Genomic DNA, 18,793 nt, shown 5'->3' on the forward strand with positions numbered 1-18,793 from the left:
GTTACACGGATCAGGATGGGTTTACGGCCAATCTGGTGCGTGAAACACAAACCGATGCTGAAATTTTCTTTGGGCAAGAGGCGTTTGACTTATCGGAGAGTAATTGATGGCACGTCTTGGTGTAAATGGTGTCACACTTGATATGCTGTGGAACGTGAACATAAATAACCTAAAGAATCGGTGTTTTCTTGATATCAAAAATCGAGTCCCGCAACCATGGGATGACTATTGTGCAATTACGTTGAGCGATCGCTTGATTCAATCAGGTTTCCGTATGCCAAGCAAGAGTGCCTCGCCATATCGGCAATGCCACAGTCATCGAGGTACAGCTGCAGACTATGAGTTTCATTTTTTGCTTGCACAACAGATGGCCGATTAGTTGTTGACCAAGCCCGTTGTTGGACTTCCTGATGTTCAGAAGGCAACGGGCGATAATTTCGAAGACAAATTCAACAACAAGCAGGGCATAATTTTCTTCAAAGACTACTGGCAAGAGAAAGGTCAGAGTTTTGCTCAACGCAGTGGCGACCACATCGATTTATGGCGAAATGGTAGGATGCCAAGCGCACCCGATTGGCGGCGTGAGTTGGCCGAGTTGGTAGGACTTGTGACGCACCTTGAGTATTCAAAGGAGGTCTGGCTATGGGAGTTGCCGTGATTGGCCAGGTCTTTCTAGCGATAGTAATTGCCATATGTCACATCGCCATCATCGGAAATCTCAACGTTCATTCTGTTGGCGAAACGCGTTTCGGAGAGAATATCGGACTATGGTCGTGGTGGATTGTGTTCGCTACAATTTATACGAGTTTCACCTGTGCCGTTGCGTTTCTACACGGAGCGCCTATCACAACTTATCTTTTATAGGCTGGTTTCTCAGCGGTCATTTTCTTCGCGATGGTTGGTACGTATTGGCAAGCTGACCAAGTTGATACTCTCACTTCCGTCCGAGCGTCGCCGATGTTTTGGCCGACCGTTGTTTGTACAAGCGTGTTAAGTTTTCCCCACGGTAGGATCTTGTTCCCGAGGTAGAGAAAAGGTGGCTTTCGGGCATCGAGTGGTTCAGATGAGGTTGCCATAAGTGTCGCAGCAGACGGAACAGGCCGACTATGCAATGGTACGTGACGAGCGCGCCGCTCTAGAGCTGCGCGTTGCTCTCGCAAAATGCCCATGCAGGCAGAAACCAACGAAGTCACCGCGATCCAGCAGGTGCTCGATTTCATTCGGGGCATGTGGGAGGATATCAAGCGCGGCTACGCCGAACGTGGCCTGTTTTATGAAGTTGTAACGACGGGGATTGATGGCGTCTTTCTAGCGGGTGAGGTTCTGGCTGGGCTGGCGAGCTGCGCGGGCTGAAATTTGTGCGCATCAGCCTGCCGGGTCGGCGCGTTCGCGTGGATGTTACGGACGTCGAGGGGCGCAGGCTCAATCATTCGACCTGGGACAATGACGCGCTGGAGTCCAAATACGGAACGCCGCAGGAAAACCATGTCGGCGGGTTCGAGCCGGATCGGAACCGGGATCTGCCCGATGCGCCTGCGGAAGACGTTCCGCGACGGACTGATCGGGATGGGGACAGAGATCGACGTGATGTCGCGGAAGATGGCAGCTATCGTCGAGCAACCGATCCGCAAGGTGTCCGACGCGCGCCGGATGGTGAGGCGATGGTACAGGAAAATGGGGAGTGGCGGCGCATTTCTGAGACGTCGAACAACACAAAGGGCCGTTTCGGTGAAATGATGGCGGATGATTGGGCTGCAAGGCAAAATCCGCCGTGGGAAAAGATCAATGGCCCAAACAACACTATGGAGACACCTGGCCACCAAGGGTTAACCGAAGGCACACGTGCCTCTGTCGAAAAGTGGATGGAAGATGAGCTCATGGTCGGCTCAGAGTACCTGTGGCCGGGTCGGTTCCATGAGCGCTTGCACATCTCGACCCGCCAAAATGCGCGAATTGTCCGCGACTGGGTGATATCGATCGGTCTCGAGGCGAGTGCGTATGGTACCCACTCAATGCGGAGAACCAAGGTTACTCAGATCTACAAGAAGACCGGAAACCTTCGCGCCGTTCAACTTCAGCTTGGCCATACTAAGATGGATAGTACGGTCAGATATCTCGGCGTTGAACTCGAAGATGCATTGGCCATCGCGGAAGCCATTGAAATCTAGGATATTTGGGTGGCTTCATGAGCGGCCCATAGTCGACCTTTAGCAATTGTCCGGGATTCTGTGGTTGCAAGCCGTATAGCCGACATTCGATGCGCCTGCGCGATCTTGCCGGTGGTCGACGTCTCAATTGCGCACAAGAACGAAGCCACTTCCGTAGCACAGGCGCGTGCCGCGCCCTGTTGCGCGGCTGGAAGCCCTGAAAGAGTTACCCAAATCCTTCCAAAACAACCTTTCCCTTTGCCGTTCCAGTCTCAACCAACTCGTGAGCCTTCTGCATGTTTGCGGCGGTGATGCTGCCAACAACCGTTTCCAGCGTCGTGCGAAGACGTCCGGCATCAATCTCGCCCGCCACGTAGCTCAGCAGCTTGTGCTGCTCGATCATGTCAGGCGTCTGGTGCATGGCGCGGGCGAACATGAACTCCCAGTGCAGAGAGGCGGCCTTCGTTTTCATACCCGCCATCGGCATCGGCAGATGCGTGTCGTCGATGCTGACGATGCCGCCTTGGGGGCGGATCATCTCAACGCAGGCCTCCCAATGGCGCATGTCGTTGAAGATCGCGATGTGATCGAAGTTCTCGAACCCAAGATTGCGCATTTGCGACGGCATGTCCTCGCGGTGGTTGATGGTGTGATCGGCCCCGAGCTTTTTCACCCAGTCGATCGTTTCCGGGCGTGATGCGGTCCCGATCACAGTCAGACCTGCGGCCTTGGCAAGCTGGACGCCGATTGACCCCACGCCGCCGCCTGCACCGATGATCAGGATTGACTGGCCTGCGTCGCCGCCGTCCCGGTTGATGCCGAGCCGGTCGAAGAACGCTTCATAGGCCGTGATGGTCGTCAGGGGCAGCGCCGCTGCCTCCGCAAAGCTGAGCGATTTTGGTTTGTGCCCAACGATGCGTTCATCAACCAACTGAAATGCGGCGTTCGAGCCCGAGCGGGTGATGTCTCCGGCATAGTAGACCTCATCGCCCGGCTTGAAGAGTGTCACCTCTGGTCCGACGGCCTCAACGACACCGCTGGCATCCCATCCCAGGATGCGCGGCGGGTTTTCGACCTTCGCGCCGCCGCCCTTGCGCACCTTCGTGTCGACCGGATTGACGGAAACGGCCTTCACCTCAACCAACAGATCCCGGCCTTTGGCCTCTGGCTTGGGCAGGTCTACATCGACGAAAACGTCATCGGCGTCGATGTCGCGATAATGGGTGATCCCAACGGCTTGCATAGTGTGGTCCTTTCGATGTTTGTCAGTAGCCCAGACGGCCGGGCGCGATTGGGGGGAAGCGGAAGATGCGGTAGGGGGGGTGGTTGCGCACATCCCCGTCGTTGAAGATCGCCGCCTCTGAGACCTGTGCCGCAGAGACATACATGTATCCGTCCGGCGCAAAGCTCACGCCGTCTGGCCAGACGATATCTTCATGCGCGGCATAGGCGGCGTAGGTTCGAGTGTCTGCAGGGATGACACCAACGGCGTTTGTTTCGACGGCTGTCAGGTAGAGGTTCCCGTCCCTGTCCATGCCCAGTCCGCCGTTGTTGGGCTTTTCCGCATACTTCTCGACGCGGTCGCCCAGTTCGGAATTCGTGAGCGAGGTATCTGCGATGTCGTCCAGCCGGACGCGGTAAATCCAGCCGCCGGAGAGGGGCCCGAAGTAAAGCCATTCGAAGTCCAGGTCAGCTACGATTCCGTCAGCGCCAATCCGCAACGGCTTCTTGCCATCGACCGTCAGCTCGCGCCCACCGACGACAACGCTCACTTCTTCGGGAAGACAGCTTTCGTGACCTTGCAGGAGCCTGCGGGTCGCGCCTGTCTTCATGTCGATGACGACCAGTGCCGCTTCGGTCCCGTCGCCGTCTCGCCCGACGCCTTCATCGGCGATGATGATTTGGCGGCGCTTTTCGTCGATGGTGAAGTCGTTGTGCTGAGAGCTGGCCAACGTGGCTGGCGCTGGCACGTAGTAGATACGCTCAAGGCTATTGGTGTTCGTGTTCCAACCGACGAGCTTTGGCGTCAAATCATTGCGCAGTCCCATATCCATCATCCAGACGATGCCGTTGCCGTCGCACCGCAGACCCAGAACGGAGTCGAGGAAGAGATCGGTGTTCTCTTCCGGCGTATTCCACTCCGCGTTTGGGAACGGCGCAGCACTTTTCCGGTCCGCGTTCAGCTTTGCCACGCGGGTGTTCGGGTCGAAAAACGGGTGATAGCTGAAGATCACGTCGGATTTTGGCGTGAAGGTGATGTTGCCGACGGATTCCGAAAGCTCCGCAAAGAGTTCGGCTTTGATCGGCCAGTCGGAAGGGGCGGTCATGAGGTCGTCCTTTCGTCACTATTTCGGAAGAGGACTGCGACAGATCCTGTCGCAGCCGAGGATGCGCAACGCGCTCTGGATCAGCCGATATGCGTCAGCTCATGCACCCAGAATTTTTCGAGCTTGCCATCGGTCGCGTCCTGAAAGGCCTTCAGGTGGTCGTTGTTCATGTGCGTTTGCCACAGATCACGGTTCTGCCAGTTCTCGTAGAACATGAAGTATTTCGGGTCCTCGTTGTCCTGATGCAGGTCGTATTGCAGGCAGCCGTCTTCGGCGCGTGTGGGGGCGATCAGCTTCTCCAGTTCGGCTTTCACAAAGTCGATCTGGTCTTCTTTAGCGATGACGTTTCCGGTGATGGTCAATTTGGGCATGTCAATCTCCTTGGTTGCGATAGGGGAGATTTACGCCGTCACAGTATTTGGATAAACCGGCCAAGTCAGAAATCAGTAACCGGAATATACGGACAATGAACCTGGAACACTTACGGCTGTTCAAGAGTATCGTTCAGTTCGGCAGTCTTGCCTCAGCAGCGCGGGACCTTGGCCTGTCGAGCACGACGGTATCGGAGAAACTGGCCGCGCTTGAACGGGACATGGGCACCGTACTGTTGAACAGAACCACCCGGTCCCTGAGCCTGACCGAAGCCGGGCAGACGCTGCTTGAAGGACTTGAGCCATTGTTGGAAGAGGCCGACAGTCTTGCCGCGCAGATCAAGCTGGGATCGGACGCCCTGGCAGGCACGATCCGAGTGAGCGCGCCGAATGATCTCGGTCGGACTCGCGTGAGCGATATCATCAAGTCTTTTGTGACGCAAAACCCCGCGGTGTCGGTCGAATTGCTGTTGTCTGATGGCTATGTCGATATCGTAGGTGATGGCTTTGATATCGCGCTGCGTTTTGGCGCCTTGCCGGACGGCACTCTCCGCACCCGAAAATTGGGAACCGCACCCCGGATCGTATGCGCCTCACCGGACTACATTGCACGACATGGGACACCTTCAAGCCCGGAAGACTTGCAGGATCATCAATGTCTGCTGATGCGATTTGGCAAGATGCTGGATCGCCAATGGCATTTTGGGGAGGGGGACACAGCGACGTCCGTTATGGTCGACGGCAAGTTGATTTCGAACGATGGCCACCTCGTTCGGCAATGGTGCCTTGATGGCTTGGGCATCGCCTTGAAATCCAAGTATGATGTCGCTGACGACATCAAAGCGGGTCGGTTAATACCGCTATTACAAGATTTCGCGGCCCCTGGCACGGACTTGCAAATGCTCTTTCCCCCTCACGCGCGCAACCCGCCAGAACCAAAGCTCTGGCTGACGCGCTGGCCGAGGGGTTTCGATGATATCTGTGGCAAGGGGGTGTGATATTTGAGGGCCGGAACGCGCCAAGGAAGACGCTGACATCACTGGCGACGGCCAACACTTGCCGTCCATCTCATACTCTTGATGCAGGGGTACGGCCTGCGAAACCGGCCATTCGCTGCGATGGCAAAGTCCACAGTGTTTGCGCTGAACGGGCAATAGGGCCAATAGTGTCTGCACAAGCTGTGTCCTCCATTTGCTATCGAAAGCTGCCAACCGGAAGAGGCGACTGCCATTCATGAGACTGCACCAGCAGACCCTTAATCGCGGCGCGCGGATGTTGCGGCAGTCCGATGTTCAGGCCGAGCGGATCATTGCGCGTCTGAGAATGGTGTTGTCGGCCGCGTTGTTTTGCGGCGTGGGTGGTTTGCTCATCAACATGGACAACGCCGGGCTCGGCATTCGTCAATTTGAACTTTCGTTCCTGTTGTTGGGGGCCGCAGCCTACTTCCTGTTGGGCGCTGTGAACTTCTATTTTTCTCACCCGGATCGCTTCCGTTTCTGGCACAGCTGGCTGTTTAATGCGTTGGAAGTGGCGCTAATCGGATTGCAATTGTTCATCGACGTGCGCGACACCTCCACGCCATCGTTGGTCGCATTGGCCAGCCCGCTGGTGTTAGTGGCCACCCTGGTTCTGTGCGTCCAGGCTCTAAGATACCGGCTTGAGCTTCATATCTTTACGGCCACGTTTTTGATCGCGGTTTGCGCAGGTGTGACATTTCATAGCCCGCTTCTGGGTCAGGCATGGAGCGTGTCGGTGATAGAAGAAATGCGCGTGCTGTATTCGCCGCCTCCGAACGTGATGCGCATTGTCATCCTTGTGACGCTGGCACTGGTCATTGGAACGGCTGTTTACCGGTCCCGCAGACTGGTCGAACGCGTTGCAAAAGAAGTCGAGGACGCCAGCAATCTAAGGCGCTTTCTGCCCGGCGAACTGGGGGCTGATCTGAGTGATGACGCGTTGCAAAAGCTCAGAGTGCCGCAACGAAGAGAAGTCGTCATCGCCATGATCGATTTGCGCGGCTTCACAGAGCTCAGTGACACTCTGTCTGCCAATGAAGTCGCGGATTTCTTGTTGTGGTTCCGCAGTCTGGTGCTCGACGCCGCGGAGCGGCACAATGGCGTGGTCGACAAGTTCGTCGGTGATGGGGCCTTGATCATCTTCGGGCTGCATGAGGATCCTGCAGATGCCTCTTTCAATGCACTTTCAGCGTTCAAAGTCATCAATGATGCGGTGGACAGAAAAAATGAAAATCGGCTGAAGGACGAAGCTGTCGTCGCGATTGCCGCAGGCTTGCACTCCGGCCCTGCGTTGGTCGGCGCCTTTGGTGATGACCGCCGTTTGGAATTCACCGCCTTGGGAAAAACCGTCAATATTGCATCGCGTCTTGAAGCAACCGCGAAAAAAAATGACATGAGACTGGTGGCTTCAGAAACTGTTGTGGCTCGAAGCAACGGGTTTGCCGACAGCATGCAGAGCTTGGGTGCTGTCACTGTGCGTGGGATCGCAGATCCAATACAGATCGTCGGGCTAAGCAAGTAGATTTCGCAAGTGCGGTCCGGCGCCCGATTTGCAGGACTCTTGCGCCAATTATCGCGTTACTTGAACGTTCCCTTGGTTTGCAAAGGTTCGGTATGCGCTCGGCTGTTAAGCGAGAAACCTTTGTGGTGCGAGCGTCAAGGATACACGCCCCAAGGTTTCGACGTGCTCAAACGAAAGCTACGTCTATTCGATGTTGATCAAGGACGGGAAGTGTAACGAAGCGCAACTGACTTTCGTTTCTCCTGAAGGCAGCCGCACACCCGTTATCGCCAATGTGAAAAGATCAGGAGACGCCGTTGTCTGGGGCATATTTTCTGCTCAAAACCGCGACAAGCTTTACCAGGAATTGGTCGAAGCGCGAAGCCAGTTGGAAGATCAGGCGCGCCAACTGAAGTTGCTCGCCACAACTGACGAATTGACCGGGCTTATGAACCGGCGGGCCCTGACGGAGCACGCGGAGAAGATATTTGATGGCGCTTCCAGAACGGGCAATGCCATCACTGTTTTGCTGCTGGATGTCGACGACTTCAAAAAGATCAACGACACTTACGGTCACAACTTTGGTGATGATGTATTGCGCAAGATCGGGGCAAGTTTGGGTGCGACCTATCGCTCGTCGGAATTGGTGGCAAGGTACGGCGGAGAAGAGTTTGTCTTTGTTCTAAAAACCGAGGCTATCCACGGGGCCATGGCGTTTGCCAATCGTGTGCACAGCGCTATTCAGACCGCGCTGAAAGACACGGTTCCAATTACTGTCAGCATTGGCGTTGCCGCCCGAAGGGACGTTTCGGACCACCATTTGTTGAACTTCTTGGTGAGGCGGACAAAGCCTTGTTCGAGGCAAAAGCCACGGGAAAGAACAAGACGGTCGTCGGCGGAACGGTTCGCTTGTTTTGTCAAGCTAACGTGGCTTAGCGCGGTTGTCTTCTGGTACAGTAGAACGTAGTGACACGTGCCGAGGCGCACGGCTAACTTTGCCAATCGAAGACGACACTCGGAAGCTCGTCAGATCAAAGGACTGGCCGTATCGAAAACCCCAAGTAAGTACGTTGCGCAGCATCGGCTAAAGTAGGCTCACTGCCGCCATTGGATTGATCGCGGTATGTCTGGCAGACAGCGGGCTCTTCCCGCCAAGGACGGGCCAATGCCGCCGTTGTCCACAACATTCTTGTGTTGCGCTGCGGTCAGTCAGAGTGGGCGTTCGCTGCGATGCCGAAAGTTTTGACGAACTTGTACTCACGCATCGCGGGTAAGCCACCCTTTCGGCACCCAGCAACTAAGATCCACAGTCCAGACCAAACCCGCCATCTCAGATTTCGATGAGGTGATTGTCCCAAGCCATCTGGTGTCTGACGTCACCTATAATGGACGCGTGGACAATACCTGTGCCGGAGGTCAGAACAAACCCGTTTGCGCTGGCCGCAACACCGCAGACATCGACCATTTTGGAGGTCTCAATAGAGCCGTCTGGCCCAAAGACCTGCACGACACCGCTTCTAGGCGAAGTTGTCGCGATCTGATTGGTATCACTGTTGAAAGCGATACTCCCCAGATATCCCTGCATCGCTCTGACTGACGCTTCATCATGCAAATGCAGATGCTGGCGCCGGAGGCTGTGGACCCCGAGCAAGGGTAAATCATCCGTCAGATCGCCCTGCCATTGCATGGCAAAAGCCACGTCGCCACTGTCCGAGACTGCCAAATGTCGAATGGAGTTGCGTTGATGTTCAGACGCCAGGTCCACTTGCGCCTTCATCTCTCCATCAAGAGCCAAGTAGCTCAGGTTTGAACGCATAGAATGAAGATTCAGTTTGGTACGTCCCGTTTCGGGATGCGTTTCAATCCCCCCGTTTGCGACAACCAACGTTGCGCCGTCCGGCATGAGCTTGATGTCGTGCGGACCTTTTCCGCCGGATGAGAACTCGCCAATGCGTGCATAGCCTTTTCGCACGTCCCAAACGCCAACGATACCCGCCGCCGCTTCATAGTCGTTCTCGGTTGTGAACAGCAGATCACCATCCGCTGAGTAGATTCCGTGCCCGTAGAAATGCCGACCGAGGGGTGCTTTCAGCCGTGCTTTCGTTTGACCCGTTCGGCAATCCAGGATGATCGCGAAGGTGCCCGGTCTTCGGGCGAAAGCAACTGCTTCCGGGACAGTTGGATGTGCGGCAGCTGCATGACCCCGATCAGGAAGGGCAATCTCGAACGTGATCGAACCGGCATCGCTCAGTCCGCAAAGAACATAGCTTCCGTCTGGTTTCATGGCGGCGGACAGGAAGTCCGGGCTTCCTGCGTCCGCCCAGGTCGGTTTGGGAACCAATCCGGCGGCAAGCATGCCTGCGATAAACGACCTACGTGACGCCATCAGTCGCCGTCCAGTGAATTGAAGCCTGCGGCGATGCCCAAGGACGGTCCTACATCTTGAGCGAGTATGTCTCGTATCGTCTCAATGTTCTGCTGCAGCACTTCGACCTTAAAATGACCTTGCGGCTTCGAAACACTGGCAAAGACCGGGTCGTCCAAACCCTGGGCGCGCTCGAGCGTTGCCTGGAACGCAAGATCCAGGCTTTCGTTTCCGTTGGAAATAGCTGCTGCCAAGCCCTGCATCGCTTCCAACGCGAGAATGACATGGCGTAGGGAGCGTTTGGATCTCCGAGCCTCCGCGCGGTTGGGCCGCGGGCGCTCAAAGGTGCCCAATGGACGACCGAGGCGGGTCTGAGATGTGAACTCCAAACCTGTTGCGAGGCTTGTGAAAAGCTGCTGCGCGGCCTCGGTGGGCGTTCTGTATGTATCGTTCCCTGCGGAAAACATGCGTTCGCCGTAGCCGCGTTCCCATTCTTCCAAGATGGCACTGGCGTTTAGCGCTATGTCCGAAGTGACCGCTTGGACCAGGGCACAGTGATAGTCCCGGTTTTCAGCTGACACAAAACGGGGATCGAACAGCAAGAATTCCAAGGCGTAGAAGCCTCTTGCCGCGATGGAGACGGTCGAGAACGCTTCAACGTCAAAGACCGCCGGATCTTCGTCCTGGATCAGTGCCGCGAGCGCTTTGGGCGTGGACCCTCGGGGATCCGGCCAGAACGCAAGCGCGAAGGCGCGATTTTCCCGTTCCGACGGACCGAAGCGGAGATGGCTGACACCGACCCACGCGTCAAACGCCGAATGATAGGCGGTACGCAAGGCGGGGTGATCCGGTTCGCAATGTTGCGTAGCGGTTGCCTGAAGGTCCTCGGCGTGCCGTACCAATATGTCGTAGCCCGCGATGACATGAGCCTCGACGATGGCCTTTATGTCTGGCGCGTCCGCGACCGCTGGCGGTGCGAGCAACATTGAAACGGCAATGACAAGCGCGCGCATTACAGGCTCTCCAAAAATCTGATGAGAGCTTCACGATCTTCGGGCAACATGTCCACGACGGCATCGCGTTGTGTCTGGGCTTCGCCGCCGTGCCAGAGGATCGCCTCAAGCAAAGACCGAGCCCGTCCATCATGCAGGAAGTAGGTGTGGCCTGAGACCTGTTTGGTCAGTCCGATCCCCCAGAGTGGCGGTGTCCGCCATTCCGAGCCACTTGCACGGGCTTCTGGTCGGTTGTCGGCAAGCCCAGGTCCCATGTCGTGCAGCAGCATGTCCGTGTACGGCCAAATGAGTTGGAAGCTCTGTTCCGGCTGATCTTCCAACCGGTGGGTCACGAATGATGGCTGATGACAGGAGGTACAGCCGGTGGTGTAAAAGACCTCTTTGCCCCGCAGGACAACCGCATCATCGACATCGCGACGGGCGGGCACACCAAGATTGCGGCTATAGAAGGTGACGAGATCAAGCCCTTCGTCGTCAATTTCAAAGCCGCGTTCGTCTGCATCACCGTGCGGCGCCGTACGGCAACCTTCCTGCGCTTCGGTGCATTCTCCCCATGGTGCCGGGAACAACGCGTTTGAAATACCGATGTCGCCTGCAAACGCGCTTGCGGATTGTTCGCGGACCGTCGGCGATCCAGCCTTCAGACCAAACCGGCCAAGCATCGGTTGATCGAATTCTGCAGACCAAACGATGTTGGGGCGGCCAGATATTCCATCTCCGTCCAAGTCTTCTGGATCCGCGAGCGCCAGGATGTCGGCGGCCGGGATCGCTTCGAGCAGTCCAAGTCCGATCATCTGTGGGGCAACCCGCGGGCTGAGCATCGCCTCTGGATGGAGCGGGCCATAGCCGAGATCAGCGGCGGTGTAAGTTGGCTTGCGAAGGGACGCATGTTCACCGCCTGACAACGGCACTTCGATCTCTTGATAGTCGACTTGAAGCGTATACTCAGCAGCATGGCCTGCGAGACTGAAGTCTTGCATCTGCGTTCCGTAAGTCGGATCAGGGAGCGTCGCGATGTAGCCTTCGATCGCTTCTGTCATCGCGGCGTCGTCTGCCGGGATGGACACCCGAAGGAACATTGATATTGCGTTGTCGTCCGGCCCCTCTGGTGGATGACCGCGACTGTCTTTCAGATGGCAACGCTGGCAAGAGCGGGCATTGTAGAGAGGCCCAAGGCCATCCGATGCAAGCGTCGAAGACGGAGACGACACCCAGATTTTCCGGAACAGTCCGTTGCCCACCTTGAAGGTCAGTTCATCTTCGAATGAGATGTTGCCAGATGGTTGCGAGAATGCATTCGCGTTTGTCATCGCGCGAACAGTTGCCGCCCCGGCGGAGTTCGCTTCGAACGGCTGGGCAGTGTCAAAGGTTGTTGCCAGTGCGGTTGCCGCCGCGATCCGAGCCGTTTCGCCTTCGGTTCGGGGTGTGATGTTGAGGTGTGGTTCTCCCAGTGCTCCGGCAACGACGTGTGCCGGGATCACAAGCGCAGCGAGAAGAACGAGGTAGTGTGGCTGGAACATAGTCGTGGCTATCACATAAGGTGTCGGACGGCGCGACCGCTCTTGGTCGCGCCGCTTTGGTCGATGAATTTACTGGAACACGGCGTCGGGGTTATCGAGGCTGTCTGACCCTTCGACCGCAATCGATGTGCCCAAGGCTGCAACAACACGTTCAATGCTTCGGGTCTGATCAATCAGGCCATTCACGCCCCCCATGATGAGGGCTTCGCCCGCTTCGTTGCCACGTTCCAGCATCATGTCATAGCTGAAGCCAGCCTCGGCTGCGGTTTTGATCCGCCCCAATGCCAGCACTGCCGCCGACAGCTTGGATTGCATTTCGGCGTCCAGGTCTGCGTCCAGCGACGCAACCAGATCGGATAGTGATGGGCCTTCGACAACGCTTCCGTCGATCCGGGTGTAACGACCGAGGTAAACCGACTGAATACCAACACCATTGAAGAAGTGATCATTATGCGTGTTGTCCGCAAAGCAGGAATGCTCTTCTTCGGGGTCGTTCAGCATCACGCCCAGACGCATCCGCTCTCCGGCGGTTTCGCCATAGGAGAGCGATCCCATCCCGGTCAGGATCGCCGCGATCCCTCCGTCCTCGTCAGCCATAACCGATGATCGGGCGTCACCTCCATCGGCCCACTGTTCGACAATCCATTCAAGGTCCGAAACCAGAAGATCAGTTGCCGCTCTGAGGTATTCCCCGCGACGGTCACAGTTGCCGCCTGTGCAAGCGTCACCGGATGCGTAGTCCGTCCAAGGACGGTTCCCCGCACCAGCGCCGTGGCCGTTCAGGTCCTGCCCCCAGAGAAGGAATTCAATGGCATGGTAACCCGTCGCCACATTCGCTTCGACACCATCGGCTTCTTGCAGAGTCTCCTCCAACAAAGCGGGTGTGATCTGTGACGCATCCACGGTCTCGCCGGACAGCGTAAAACTTGTATTGGCGATGACATTCAGAACCGCCGCTTCGTTTTCATCCGTGGGGCCGCCATAGGACGCATCCACATAGTCGATCAGTCCTTCGTCCAGCGGCCAGGCATTCACCTTGCCTTCCCAATCATCGACGATGGGGTTGCCGAAGCGGAAGACCTCGCTTTGTTGATAGGGCACCCGAGCCGCCAACCACGCTGCCTTGGCGGCTTCATGTGCTTCGGCGGATGGGTTGGCCAACAACGCTTCAATAGTCGATTGAAGTCGCTGTGCCGTGACAAGGCTGTCTGCGTAGTTCGCTTCGGCGATATCTGCATAAGTTTCGAGCACTGCCGCTTTTGTGGCGTGTCCGTCCGCCATGGCTGCGGTGCCAAGGCCAAGAGCCAGGGCACTCGTGGCAAGGGTAAGAATCTTCATCTGTACTGTCCTTTTCAGTGAAGCGTTGTTGGTTTTGTGATTGGTTGGTTGGCTTTGATCGCCATGTCGGGACGCACAATCGCGGTCGCACTCAGAAAGGCATCGTCCCGTTCACCATCGCTGGCATATCCAACAACGTTCGCGAAACAGGCCTCGTCTGCGCCGAGGCATTTGCAAGTCACATGATGGCGCATCAACGGATGGCGGCCATGGCGGATGCACATGTCGCAAAGACACTCGAAAGACTTCAGGGCTTTCCGGCCACCCTCTGACCCGAGCGCCGTGGCAAAGTCGTTACACACCTGAGCCCAGGCGTCGGGCCCACCGCACCAAAGGCGGAGATACAAGACCGCCCCGGCTTCGACCGGTCCAAGTTCGGTGACATATCCGACAGCCGCTCCGCCACGATGTGGGACCATCGCGTTCATTTGGTTTGGGTCAGCTTGCCCGCACCGACAATGCGGAGCGTGCAAAGCTGATCTTCACGTTTGGGCTTGGCGAAATTGCCGCCCTTGGTCAGATCGGCCGCATCGCAGACCTGCAAGTGACCTGCAGGCGAGGCTGCGAATTCCCTGGCGACGCTCACCACTATACCCCGCACCATTCGCCACAGTCGGCCTTGTCGATGAGCCACGCGATGCTGAAGAGGCGCGGCAGACCCAAATGAAAGGCGCCATATGGCGTTTCACACCAGTCCGCTCCGGTGGTTTCAGCTTGTGCATAGTCGCGTTTCATCAGCCCACTCCCTTCGGGGTTCTGGGTGGTCGGCTTGCCCCAGATTCGGTGGCTGGCTGTCGCGAATAAACTGAGTGAATTACTCGGATATGTCAATCTGACAAATTTAGTAAGAATACTGTGTCGGCTGCTGTCGGGTCGACGACAGCCTTCGCTCAACGCTCAGCATTTTGCGGTACAATCGTCTGGCCAACGTCGGGTTGTCGCCGTGGGCGGGCATGAAGATCAATCACGAAAACCTCAAACCGACCGGCCATTCGCGCGCTTTGCCTCGCTTGGAACAAGGGATGCAGCGTCGGTCAAAGACTGTGTCAGTCTCTGGCTTGATCATCATACGAACGATGAGCCTTGCGCAACCAATCAGCCCAACACTGGCAATGAACAAGGCACGTGCGGCTTGCCCGCGTTTCGACAACCGGAACCTATCCATATTGGCGCGCGGCTGACGTCTATGTCGGCGTGCCATTCGCCCCCGGTGTGGACCGTGCGAACTCGATCGCCATTCTTGAAGAGCTGCGCGATGATCATGCCTGCGGAACGCGTCTGATTGGCCACAGGACGCTCAGCAGCCGCGGCGTTCTGGATACGGCCATCGCCTATATCAAGGTTGTGGATGACGCTATGACCAGTGTGGCGACGCCGGATGAGGCCTCCGCGATGATCAAGGCCGCTTTCCCCAGCTATGGCGGGGCGTTCTTGCATGGCCTGATCCCGGAATATTGGACCCGGTAATCCCAAGGGCGATGGGTCACGAGAGGGCAATCGCCACCTTTGAGCGCGCAGATGGCATGAGCGTCCAAAAGTTCGCCGCCGTTGATGCCCGCGTCGAGGTCGAACATGACAGCAAGCATCCAGGCTTTGTGTGCCGCGAGACCGGCGCGATAGAGACCGGCAATGTCGCCGTCGGTCACTGGGAAACCGCAGAGGATGCGCAAGCCTCTATGAACAGTTGATATGATGGACACCGAGAAGATGCGCATCACCCGTTACGACACCAATTGAAATCAGCTTGGGGCGCGTCTGTTTCGTGCGCGCCCTGATCCAAAGAACCTCGACCGGCGCTGGGTTCCGGGTGAAGGCGAGATCCATTGGCAAGAGGTGTTTCTTGCCCTTTCAGACTGCGCATCCTTCCCGCATCTGGTGCGGGAGCTTCGTCGCAAATCGGACATCTCTCAGCGCTTTGCCCAACGAAAAAACCTCGGCCTCGTGGAGTGAAAGTGGTCTTCAAACGACAGTTCAATTCGCAACGCATCTGCTCGGACTTCAATCGACCCGATTGGGTATAGCTCTGAAAAATAAATCAAAATGGGCATCAACACACTTGTGTTGGTATGCAGCCTGCAGGCGGTTAACGTTCTTTGAACCGTCACAAGGCTGCTCACCATGAATACCATTCACTACATTGCCGAGACCGACGGCCGAAACGCTATTTCTGCCGTCTGGTTCAAGCCGAAGGAGCGGAAGTCGGCCAGACTGTTTGACGCCGCCACGGACTGGTTTGACCCGAACGAGGCCGCTGAGTTTTCGGGGGCCTCCGAAGCAGAGATTGCCCGGTGGCTGCTTGCGCGATCCAAGCAGTTCGACGGTTAACGAGACACCGTTCAGCCGATTTTTTCTCCCCGGCTCCACACCCCGCGCAAAAGGGGTGCGGCTTCGGTTTGGCGAACCCGCAGGATATCGCCCCGCATCCCGACTTGTAGACTACCGCGGTCGTCAAGGCGCGCGGCCCGTGCCGGGTTGCGGGTGACAGTCGCGACCGCGCGCGGCAGGTCATCCCAAATGCGAGCAAGATGGAAGGCCGACAGCAGCAGCGCCGAAGGAACATAGTCGGATGAGACGATGTCCAGCAGGTCCTTTATCGCCAACGCCTCGGCGGCCACATTGCCGGAGTGTGACCCACCCCGGATCAAATTGGGCGCGCCCATCATGACCGCGATGCCCTGTTCCCGGCAGGCCCGGGCGGCCTCGACCGTCGTCGGAAATTCCGCAAAGCCAACGCCATTGTCGGCGGATGTTGCGACGTGCTCTGCCGTTGTGTCGTCATGGCTGGCCAGAACCGCGCCCAGACGTTTTGCTTCTGAAACCGCGCCCTTTTCGTGCTTGGCTCCGAACCGCTTCTGGAGGCCCAGCAGGTTTTGCACATGCTCGGCAAATTCGGCATCATTCATGCCACGCTTTTTGGCGACATAGGTCTTGAGCGCACTCAGATCGCGGAACTGTCGTTGTCCGGGTGTGTGGTCCATCAGGCTGACAATGCCGACGCGATCCTCGGAGCCAAAGGCGGCCAATTCTTCAAGCAAGGTTTCCGAGCAGATCTCGGCGCGCAGGTGAAGAAAGTGGCTGATCTTGAACATACCTTCTGCACGGGCCGCGAGCAGTTCATCGGCCAGTTTGCGGGCATAGTCGATATAGCGGCCTTTGCCGGAATGGATGGAGCCAACGCGCATCGCATCGAACACCGTGGTGATCCCGGTGGAGGCCAGCTCTGCGTCATGGGCGAGAAGGGCAGGGAGATGCGGCCAATCGACCGCGGGCCGCGGCTCGATGTGGCGTTCGACGTTGTCGGTGTGCAACTCCACCAGCCCCGGAAGCACCAGATCGCGTTCGCAATCCAAAGCGCCTGTGGGGACGCTGTCACCTTCGGTGATTTCGGAAATGACGCCAGCTTTGATCGTGATCGACCCGAGTGCTGTCCGATCTGGCAAAACCAGCTGGGCATTGGCAAGACAAAGGTCTGCCGCCACCCGGGTGTCACATGCGTTTGCCAAGGACGATGCAGGAAAATGGGAGTTCATGTCATACGCTCGCTTCGCGATTTACTATGTGCTGCCCTGCGGCCAGTAAGGTGCCAGGGTTCGATGTGCGCGGTTTGCATGACATCACAATGACACCGCGCAAATATGGTGTTCATGGAACGCGGAAACCGCCATTCCGCTTGGAAGACAGACAAACGCCTAAGGCTCTTGCAGCGGCTGTGTCCGCAACAGAGTTGGCGCGGCGCCGGAAGGCGGGTCTGAACAACAGGCAAGACGCGCTGCTGGCGCAGTCGGGCTGTCCTTACGTCTTCGAGGAGTTCCGGTTTCATCTGACACTCTCGGGTGGCGTGTCCGAGGACGTGCACGGATTGAACGATGCCTTGCAAGGTCACCTGCCGGAATTGCGCGCGCCATGTGTCGTGGACCAAATCGCGCTTTGCTACGAACGGCGGCATGGGTGCTTTGAGCTGATCCATTGCTAAACGCTCACCGGTTGAAGCAGCAGTGCGGCACGCGCAACGGTCTGATCCAGCGGCCCGTCATTGGACAGCGTGATGACATCCAGACCGGACGGCAGCGGCTTTGTCGCCTCGGCCAGCCGTCTGGCAATATCGGCCTCGGACTCGCGGCCGCGTGCCGCCAACCGGGCAGCCAACGTCGCAGGCTCGGCCGTGATGTTCAGAACGACGAAGTTGGGGAACGCATCTGCACCCGCCGAAAGCGCTTTGCGCGAAAAGTTGGCAAGGCAGTCGGTGCCCTTGTTCAACTGGTATCTCACTGTTTGCGGAATACCATAGTACAGACCATGCGCGCCCCAATGGACGGCAAATGCACCCTCTTGAACCAGATCGTGGAACTGCGGCACAGAGACAGCGTCGTAGTTTTCGCCGCCCAGATCCGGCGCGCGCGTGATGACACGCCGAACGAGATGCAGGTGCGGCATGACCTTGGCCAAGCCTTCCATCACGCTGTCCTTGCCCACTCCGGATGGGCCGACAACAGCGATGAAGCGACCCTTGGTCATGCCGCGAGTCCCGGTGTGTAGGCGCTCACGTCAATCTCTCGGTCGCAGACGCGGGCGCGCGCGGCTTCGTCATGGAAGATGCCAATGATCGCCGCGCCGCGCGCCTTGGCCTCTTCAATCAGGGACAAGACAACTTCGCGGTTGGTCGCATCCAGGCTCGCCGTGGGCTCGTCCAAAAGCATCGCCGGATACGCGTGGGCAAAACCGCGCGCGATGTTGACCCGCTGCTGCTCGCCGCCGGAGAAGGTTGTCGGAGACAGTGACCACAGCCGTTGAGGGATGTTGAGTTGAGCCAACAAGTCTTGTGCGCGTGCTTGTGCGTCCTCGGCAGGCACACCCAAGGCCCGTAAGGGGTCTGCGACAACATCCAGTGTCGGAACGCGAGGCACCACGCGCAAGAACTGGCTGACATAGCCCAGCACCTCGCGGCGCAGGGCAATGATCTCGCGCGGCTCTGCCTGTACGATGTCCACATCGCCGATGCGGATGGACCCGGATTGCGTCAGGTAGTTGCCATAAATCATCCGCATCAGGGTGGATTTACCTGCGCCCGAAACCCCGGTCAGCGCCACACACTCCCCGGTTGCCACGTGAAAGGACACGTCGCGGATGACTTCAATCACGGTGCTGCCCTGATTGTGCAGCGTGAAGGTTTTCGAGACGTCTTTAAGCTCAATCAT

General features: G+C 57.4%; 23 protein-coding genes. 11 read left to right on the forward strand and 12 right to left on the reverse strand.

Features of this window, described 5'->3' with window-relative positions; translation table 11 throughout:
• Window positions 1–382 precede the first annotated feature (382 nt).
• From ACERHN_RS13015 to ACERHN_RS13025, 3 genes are all read left to right on the forward strand, one after another.
• Entirely contained in the window at window positions 383–658 is a 276-nt protein-coding gene (locus ACERHN_RS13015) for a T6SS effector amidase Tae4 family protein (RefSeq protein WP_415919445.1), read from the forward strand.
• A 509-nt stretch (window positions 659–1,167) separates the two neighbouring features.
• The gene (locus tag ACERHN_RS13020) at window positions 1,168–1,353 is read left to right on the forward strand and encodes a hypothetical protein (RefSeq protein WP_415919446.1); all 186 of its coding nucleotides are present in this window, start codon (window positions 1,168–1,170) and stop codon (window positions 1,351–1,353) included.
• A gap of 38 nt (window positions 1,354–1,391) precedes the next feature.
• Entirely contained in the window at window positions 1,392–2,168 is a 777-nt protein-coding gene (locus ACERHN_RS13025) for a tyrosine-type recombinase/integrase (RefSeq protein ID WP_415919447.1), read from the forward strand.
• Between the two features lie 205 nt (window positions 2,169–2,373).
• Here ACERHN_RS13025 and ACERHN_RS13030 read toward each other — a convergent pair whose 3' ends face one another.
• The 3 genes from ACERHN_RS13030 to ACERHN_RS13040 form a co-directional block, all read right to left on the reverse strand.
• On the reverse strand, window positions 2,374–3,390 hold the full coding sequence (locus tag ACERHN_RS13030; RefSeq protein ID WP_415919448.1) for a zinc-binding alcohol dehydrogenase family protein: 1,017 nt from the start codon (window positions 3,388–3,390) through the stop codon (window positions 2,374–2,376).
• Between the two features lie 22 nt (window positions 3,391–3,412).
• On the reverse strand, window positions 3,413–4,474 hold the full coding sequence (locus tag ACERHN_RS13035; protein ID WP_415919449.1) for an L-dopachrome tautomerase-related protein: 1,062 nt from the start codon (window positions 4,472–4,474) through the stop codon (window positions 3,413–3,415).
• Between the two features lie 80 nt (window positions 4,475–4,554).
• Window positions 4,555–4,845, reverse strand: a complete 291-nt coding sequence (locus ACERHN_RS13040) for a putative quinol monooxygenase (protein ID WP_415919450.1) — start codon at window positions 4,843–4,845, stop codon at window positions 4,555–4,557.
• A 95-nt stretch (window positions 4,846–4,940) separates the two neighbouring features.
• On the opposite strand from ACERHN_RS13040, the gene ACERHN_RS13045 reads away from it, so the two are divergent.
• The 3 genes from ACERHN_RS13045 (at window position 4,941) to ACERHN_RS13055 (ending at window position 8,329) form a co-directional block, all read left to right on the forward strand.
• Window positions 4,941–5,843 carry a LysR family transcriptional regulator gene (locus ACERHN_RS13045; protein ID WP_415919451.1) on the forward strand — a complete coding sequence of 301 codons (903 nt, stop codon included), beginning with the start codon at window positions 4,941–4,943 and terminating at the stop codon, window positions 5,841–5,843.
• A 235-nt stretch (window positions 5,844–6,078) separates the two neighbouring features.
• Window positions 6,079–7,383: an adenylate/guanylate cyclase domain-containing protein gene (locus ACERHN_RS13050; protein WP_415919452.1), complete on the forward strand. Its 1,305-nt coding sequence runs from the start codon at window positions 6,079–6,081 to the stop codon at window positions 7,381–7,383.
• A 190-nt stretch (window positions 7,384–7,573) separates the two neighbouring features.
• Window positions 7,574–8,329, forward strand: a complete 756-nt coding sequence (locus ACERHN_RS13055) for a GGDEF domain-containing protein (protein ID WP_415919453.1) — start codon at window positions 7,574–7,576, stop codon at window positions 8,327–8,329.
• 363 nt (window positions 8,330–8,692) lie between these two features.
• Here ACERHN_RS13055 and ACERHN_RS13060 read toward each other — a convergent pair whose 3' ends face one another.
• The 4 genes from ACERHN_RS13060 to ACERHN_RS13075 form a co-directional block, all read right to left on the reverse strand.
• The gene (locus ACERHN_RS13060; protein WP_415919454.1) at window positions 8,693–9,718 is read right to left on the reverse strand and encodes a DUF1513 domain-containing protein; all 1,026 of its coding nucleotides are present in this window, start codon (window positions 9,716–9,718) and stop codon (window positions 8,693–8,695) included.
• Between the two features lie 29 nt (window positions 9,719–9,747).
• Window positions 9,748–10,740: an imelysin family protein gene (locus ACERHN_RS13065; RefSeq protein WP_415919455.1), complete on the reverse strand. Its 993-nt coding sequence runs from the start codon at window positions 10,738–10,740 to the stop codon at window positions 9,748–9,750.
• Entirely contained in the window at window positions 10,740–12,260 is a 1,521-nt protein-coding gene (locus tag ACERHN_RS13070; protein WP_415919456.1) for a di-heme oxidoredictase family protein, read from the reverse strand. The genes ACERHN_RS13065 and ACERHN_RS13070 overlap by 1 nt, the downstream gene beginning before the upstream one ends.
• Before the next feature lie 69 nt (window positions 12,261–12,329).
• The gene (locus ACERHN_RS13075) at window positions 12,330–13,598 is read right to left on the reverse strand and encodes an imelysin family protein (RefSeq protein ID WP_415919457.1); all 1,269 of its coding nucleotides are present in this window, start codon (window positions 13,596–13,598) and stop codon (window positions 12,330–12,332) included.
• 44 nt (window positions 13,599–13,642) lie between these two features.
• On the opposite strand from ACERHN_RS13075, the gene ACERHN_RS13080 reads away from it, so the two are divergent.
• The gene (locus ACERHN_RS13080) at window positions 13,643–13,870 is read left to right on the forward strand and encodes a hypothetical protein (protein WP_415919458.1); all 228 of its coding nucleotides are present in this window, start codon (window positions 13,643–13,645) and stop codon (window positions 13,868–13,870) included.
• Window positions 13,871–14,022: 152 nt separating this feature from the next.
• On the opposite strand, the gene ACERHN_RS13085 is transcribed toward ACERHN_RS13080, so the two are convergent.
• Both ACERHN_RS13085 and ACERHN_RS13090 read right to left on the reverse strand, forming a co-directional pair.
• A complete protein-coding gene (locus tag ACERHN_RS13085; protein WP_415919459.1) occupies window positions 14,023–14,184 on the reverse strand; it encodes a hemin uptake protein HemP in 162 nt (53 codons plus the stop codon).
• Between the two features lie 2 nt (window positions 14,185–14,186).
• Window positions 14,187–14,333, reverse strand: coding sequence for a hypothetical protein (locus tag ACERHN_RS13090; RefSeq protein WP_415919460.1), 147 nt, complete (start codon window positions 14,331–14,333; stop codon window positions 14,187–14,189).
• A 390-nt stretch (window positions 14,334–14,723) separates the two neighbouring features.
• Here ACERHN_RS13090 and ACERHN_RS13095 point away from each other — a divergent pair, with 390 nt between their 5' ends.
• From ACERHN_RS13095 to ACERHN_RS13105, 3 genes are all read left to right on the forward strand, one after another.
• Window positions 14,724–15,065 (forward strand): hypothetical protein, encoded by a 342-nt coding sequence (locus ACERHN_RS13095; RefSeq protein ID WP_415919461.1) that lies wholly within the window; start codon window positions 14,724–14,726, stop codon window positions 15,063–15,065.
• 56 nt (window positions 15,066–15,121) lie between these two features.
• The gene (locus tag ACERHN_RS13100) at window positions 15,122–15,286 is read left to right on the forward strand and encodes a hypothetical protein (protein WP_415919462.1); all 165 of its coding nucleotides are present in this window, start codon (window positions 15,122–15,124) and stop codon (window positions 15,284–15,286) included.
• A 430-nt stretch (window positions 15,287–15,716) separates the two neighbouring features.
• On the forward strand, window positions 15,717–15,923 hold the full coding sequence (locus ACERHN_RS13105) for a hypothetical protein (RefSeq protein ID WP_415919463.1): 207 nt from the start codon (window positions 15,717–15,719) through the stop codon (window positions 15,921–15,923).
• A gap of 11 nt (window positions 15,924–15,934) precedes the next feature.
• Here ACERHN_RS13105 and ACERHN_RS13110 read toward each other — a convergent pair whose 3' ends face one another.
• On the reverse strand, window positions 15,935–17,128 hold the full coding sequence (locus ACERHN_RS13110; RefSeq protein ID WP_415919464.1) for an alpha-D-ribose 1-methylphosphonate 5-triphosphate diphosphatase: 1,194 nt from the start codon (window positions 17,126–17,128) through the stop codon (window positions 15,935–15,937).
• Window positions 17,129–17,307: 179 nt separating this feature from the next.
• Here ACERHN_RS13110 and ACERHN_RS13115 point away from each other — a divergent pair, with 179 nt between their 5' ends.
• A complete protein-coding gene (locus ACERHN_RS13115; protein ID WP_415919465.1) occupies window positions 17,308–17,571 on the forward strand; it encodes a DUF1045 domain-containing protein in 264 nt (87 codons plus the stop codon).
• Here ACERHN_RS13115 and phnN read toward each other — a convergent pair.
• A complete protein-coding gene (gene phnN, locus ACERHN_RS13120; RefSeq protein ID WP_415919466.1) occupies window positions 17,568–18,113 on the reverse strand; it encodes a phosphonate metabolism protein/1,5-bisphosphokinase (PRPP-forming) PhnN in 546 nt (181 codons plus the stop codon). The genes ACERHN_RS13115 and phnN overlap by 4 nt on opposite strands.
• Window positions 18,110–18,793, reverse strand: a complete 684-nt coding sequence (phnL, locus tag ACERHN_RS13125; RefSeq protein WP_415919467.1) for a phosphonate C-P lyase system protein PhnL — start codon at window positions 18,791–18,793, stop codon at window positions 18,110–18,112. Before phnL ends, phnN begins: the two co-directional genes overlap by 4 nt.

The sequence above is a fragment of the Tateyamaria rhodophyticola genome, from assembly GCF_047777875.1.
In the GTDB taxonomy this organism is placed as follows: domain Bacteria; phylum Pseudomonadota; class Alphaproteobacteria; order Rhodobacterales; family Rhodobacteraceae; genus Tateyamaria.

What these genes read in the sequence shown, in the direction of transcription:
- ACERHN_RS13020 (WP_415919446.1), top strand. Translation starts at nt 1,168, where the DNA reads ATGCAGGCAGAAACCAACGAAGTCACCGCGATCCAGCAGGTGCTCGAT.
- ACERHN_RS13030 (WP_415919448.1), bottom strand. Translation starts at nt 3,390, where the DNA reads ATGCAAGCCGTTGGGATCACCCATTATCGCGACATCGACGCCGATGAC.
- ACERHN_RS13035 (WP_415919449.1), bottom strand. Translation starts at nt 4,474, where the DNA reads ATGACCGCCCCTTCCGACTGGCCGATCAAAGCCGAACTCTTTGCGGAG.
- ACERHN_RS13040 (WP_415919450.1), bottom strand. Translation starts at nt 4,845, where the DNA reads ATGCCCAAATTGACCATCACCGGAAACGTCATCGCTAAAGAAGACCAG.
- ACERHN_RS13045 (WP_415919451.1), top strand. Translation starts at nt 4,941, where the DNA reads ATGAACCTGGAACACTTACGGCTGTTCAAGAGTATCGTTCAGTTCGGC.
- ACERHN_RS13050 (WP_415919452.1), top strand. Translation starts at nt 6,079, where the DNA reads ATGAGACTGCACCAGCAGACCCTTAATCGCGGCGCGCGGATGTTGCGG.
- ACERHN_RS13055 (WP_415919453.1), top strand. Translation starts at nt 7,574, where the DNA reads ATGTTGATCAAGGACGGGAAGTGTAACGAAGCGCAACTGACTTTCGTT.
- ACERHN_RS13060 (WP_415919454.1), bottom strand. Translation starts at nt 9,718, where the DNA reads ATGCTTGCCGCCGGATTGGTTCCCAAACCGACCTGGGCGGACGCAGGA.
- ACERHN_RS13065 (WP_415919455.1), bottom strand. Translation starts at nt 10,740, where the DNA reads ATGCGCGCGCTTGTCATTGCCGTTTCAATGTTGCTCGCACCGCCAGCG.
- ACERHN_RS13070 (WP_415919456.1), bottom strand. Translation starts at nt 12,260, where the DNA reads ATGTTCCAGCCACACTACCTCGTTCTTCTCGCTGCGCTTGTGATCCCG.
- ACERHN_RS13075 (WP_415919457.1), bottom strand. Translation starts at nt 13,598, where the DNA reads ATGAAGATTCTTACCCTTGCCACGAGTGCCCTGGCTCTTGGCCTTGGC.
- ACERHN_RS13090 (WP_415919460.1), bottom strand. Translation starts at nt 14,333, where the DNA reads ATGAAACGCGACTATGCACAAGCTGAAACCACCGGAGCGGACTGGTGT.
- ACERHN_RS13100 (WP_415919462.1), top strand. Translation starts at nt 15,122, where the DNA reads ATGAGCGTCCAAAAGTTCGCCGCCGTTGATGCCCGCGTCGAGGTCGAA.
- ACERHN_RS13105 (WP_415919463.1), top strand. Translation starts at nt 15,717, where the DNA reads ATGAATACCATTCACTACATTGCCGAGACCGACGGCCGAAACGCTATT.
- ACERHN_RS13110 (WP_415919464.1), bottom strand. Translation starts at nt 17,128, where the DNA reads ATGAACTCCCATTTTCCTGCATCGTCCTTGGCAAACGCATGTGACACC.
- phnN (WP_415919466.1), bottom strand. Translation starts at nt 18,113, where the DNA reads ATGACCAAGGGTCGCTTCATCGCTGTTGTCGGCCCATCCGGAGTGGGC.
- phnL (WP_415919467.1), bottom strand. Translation starts at nt 18,793, where the DNA reads ATGATTGAGCTTAAAGACGTCTCGAAAACCTTCACGCTGCACAATCAG.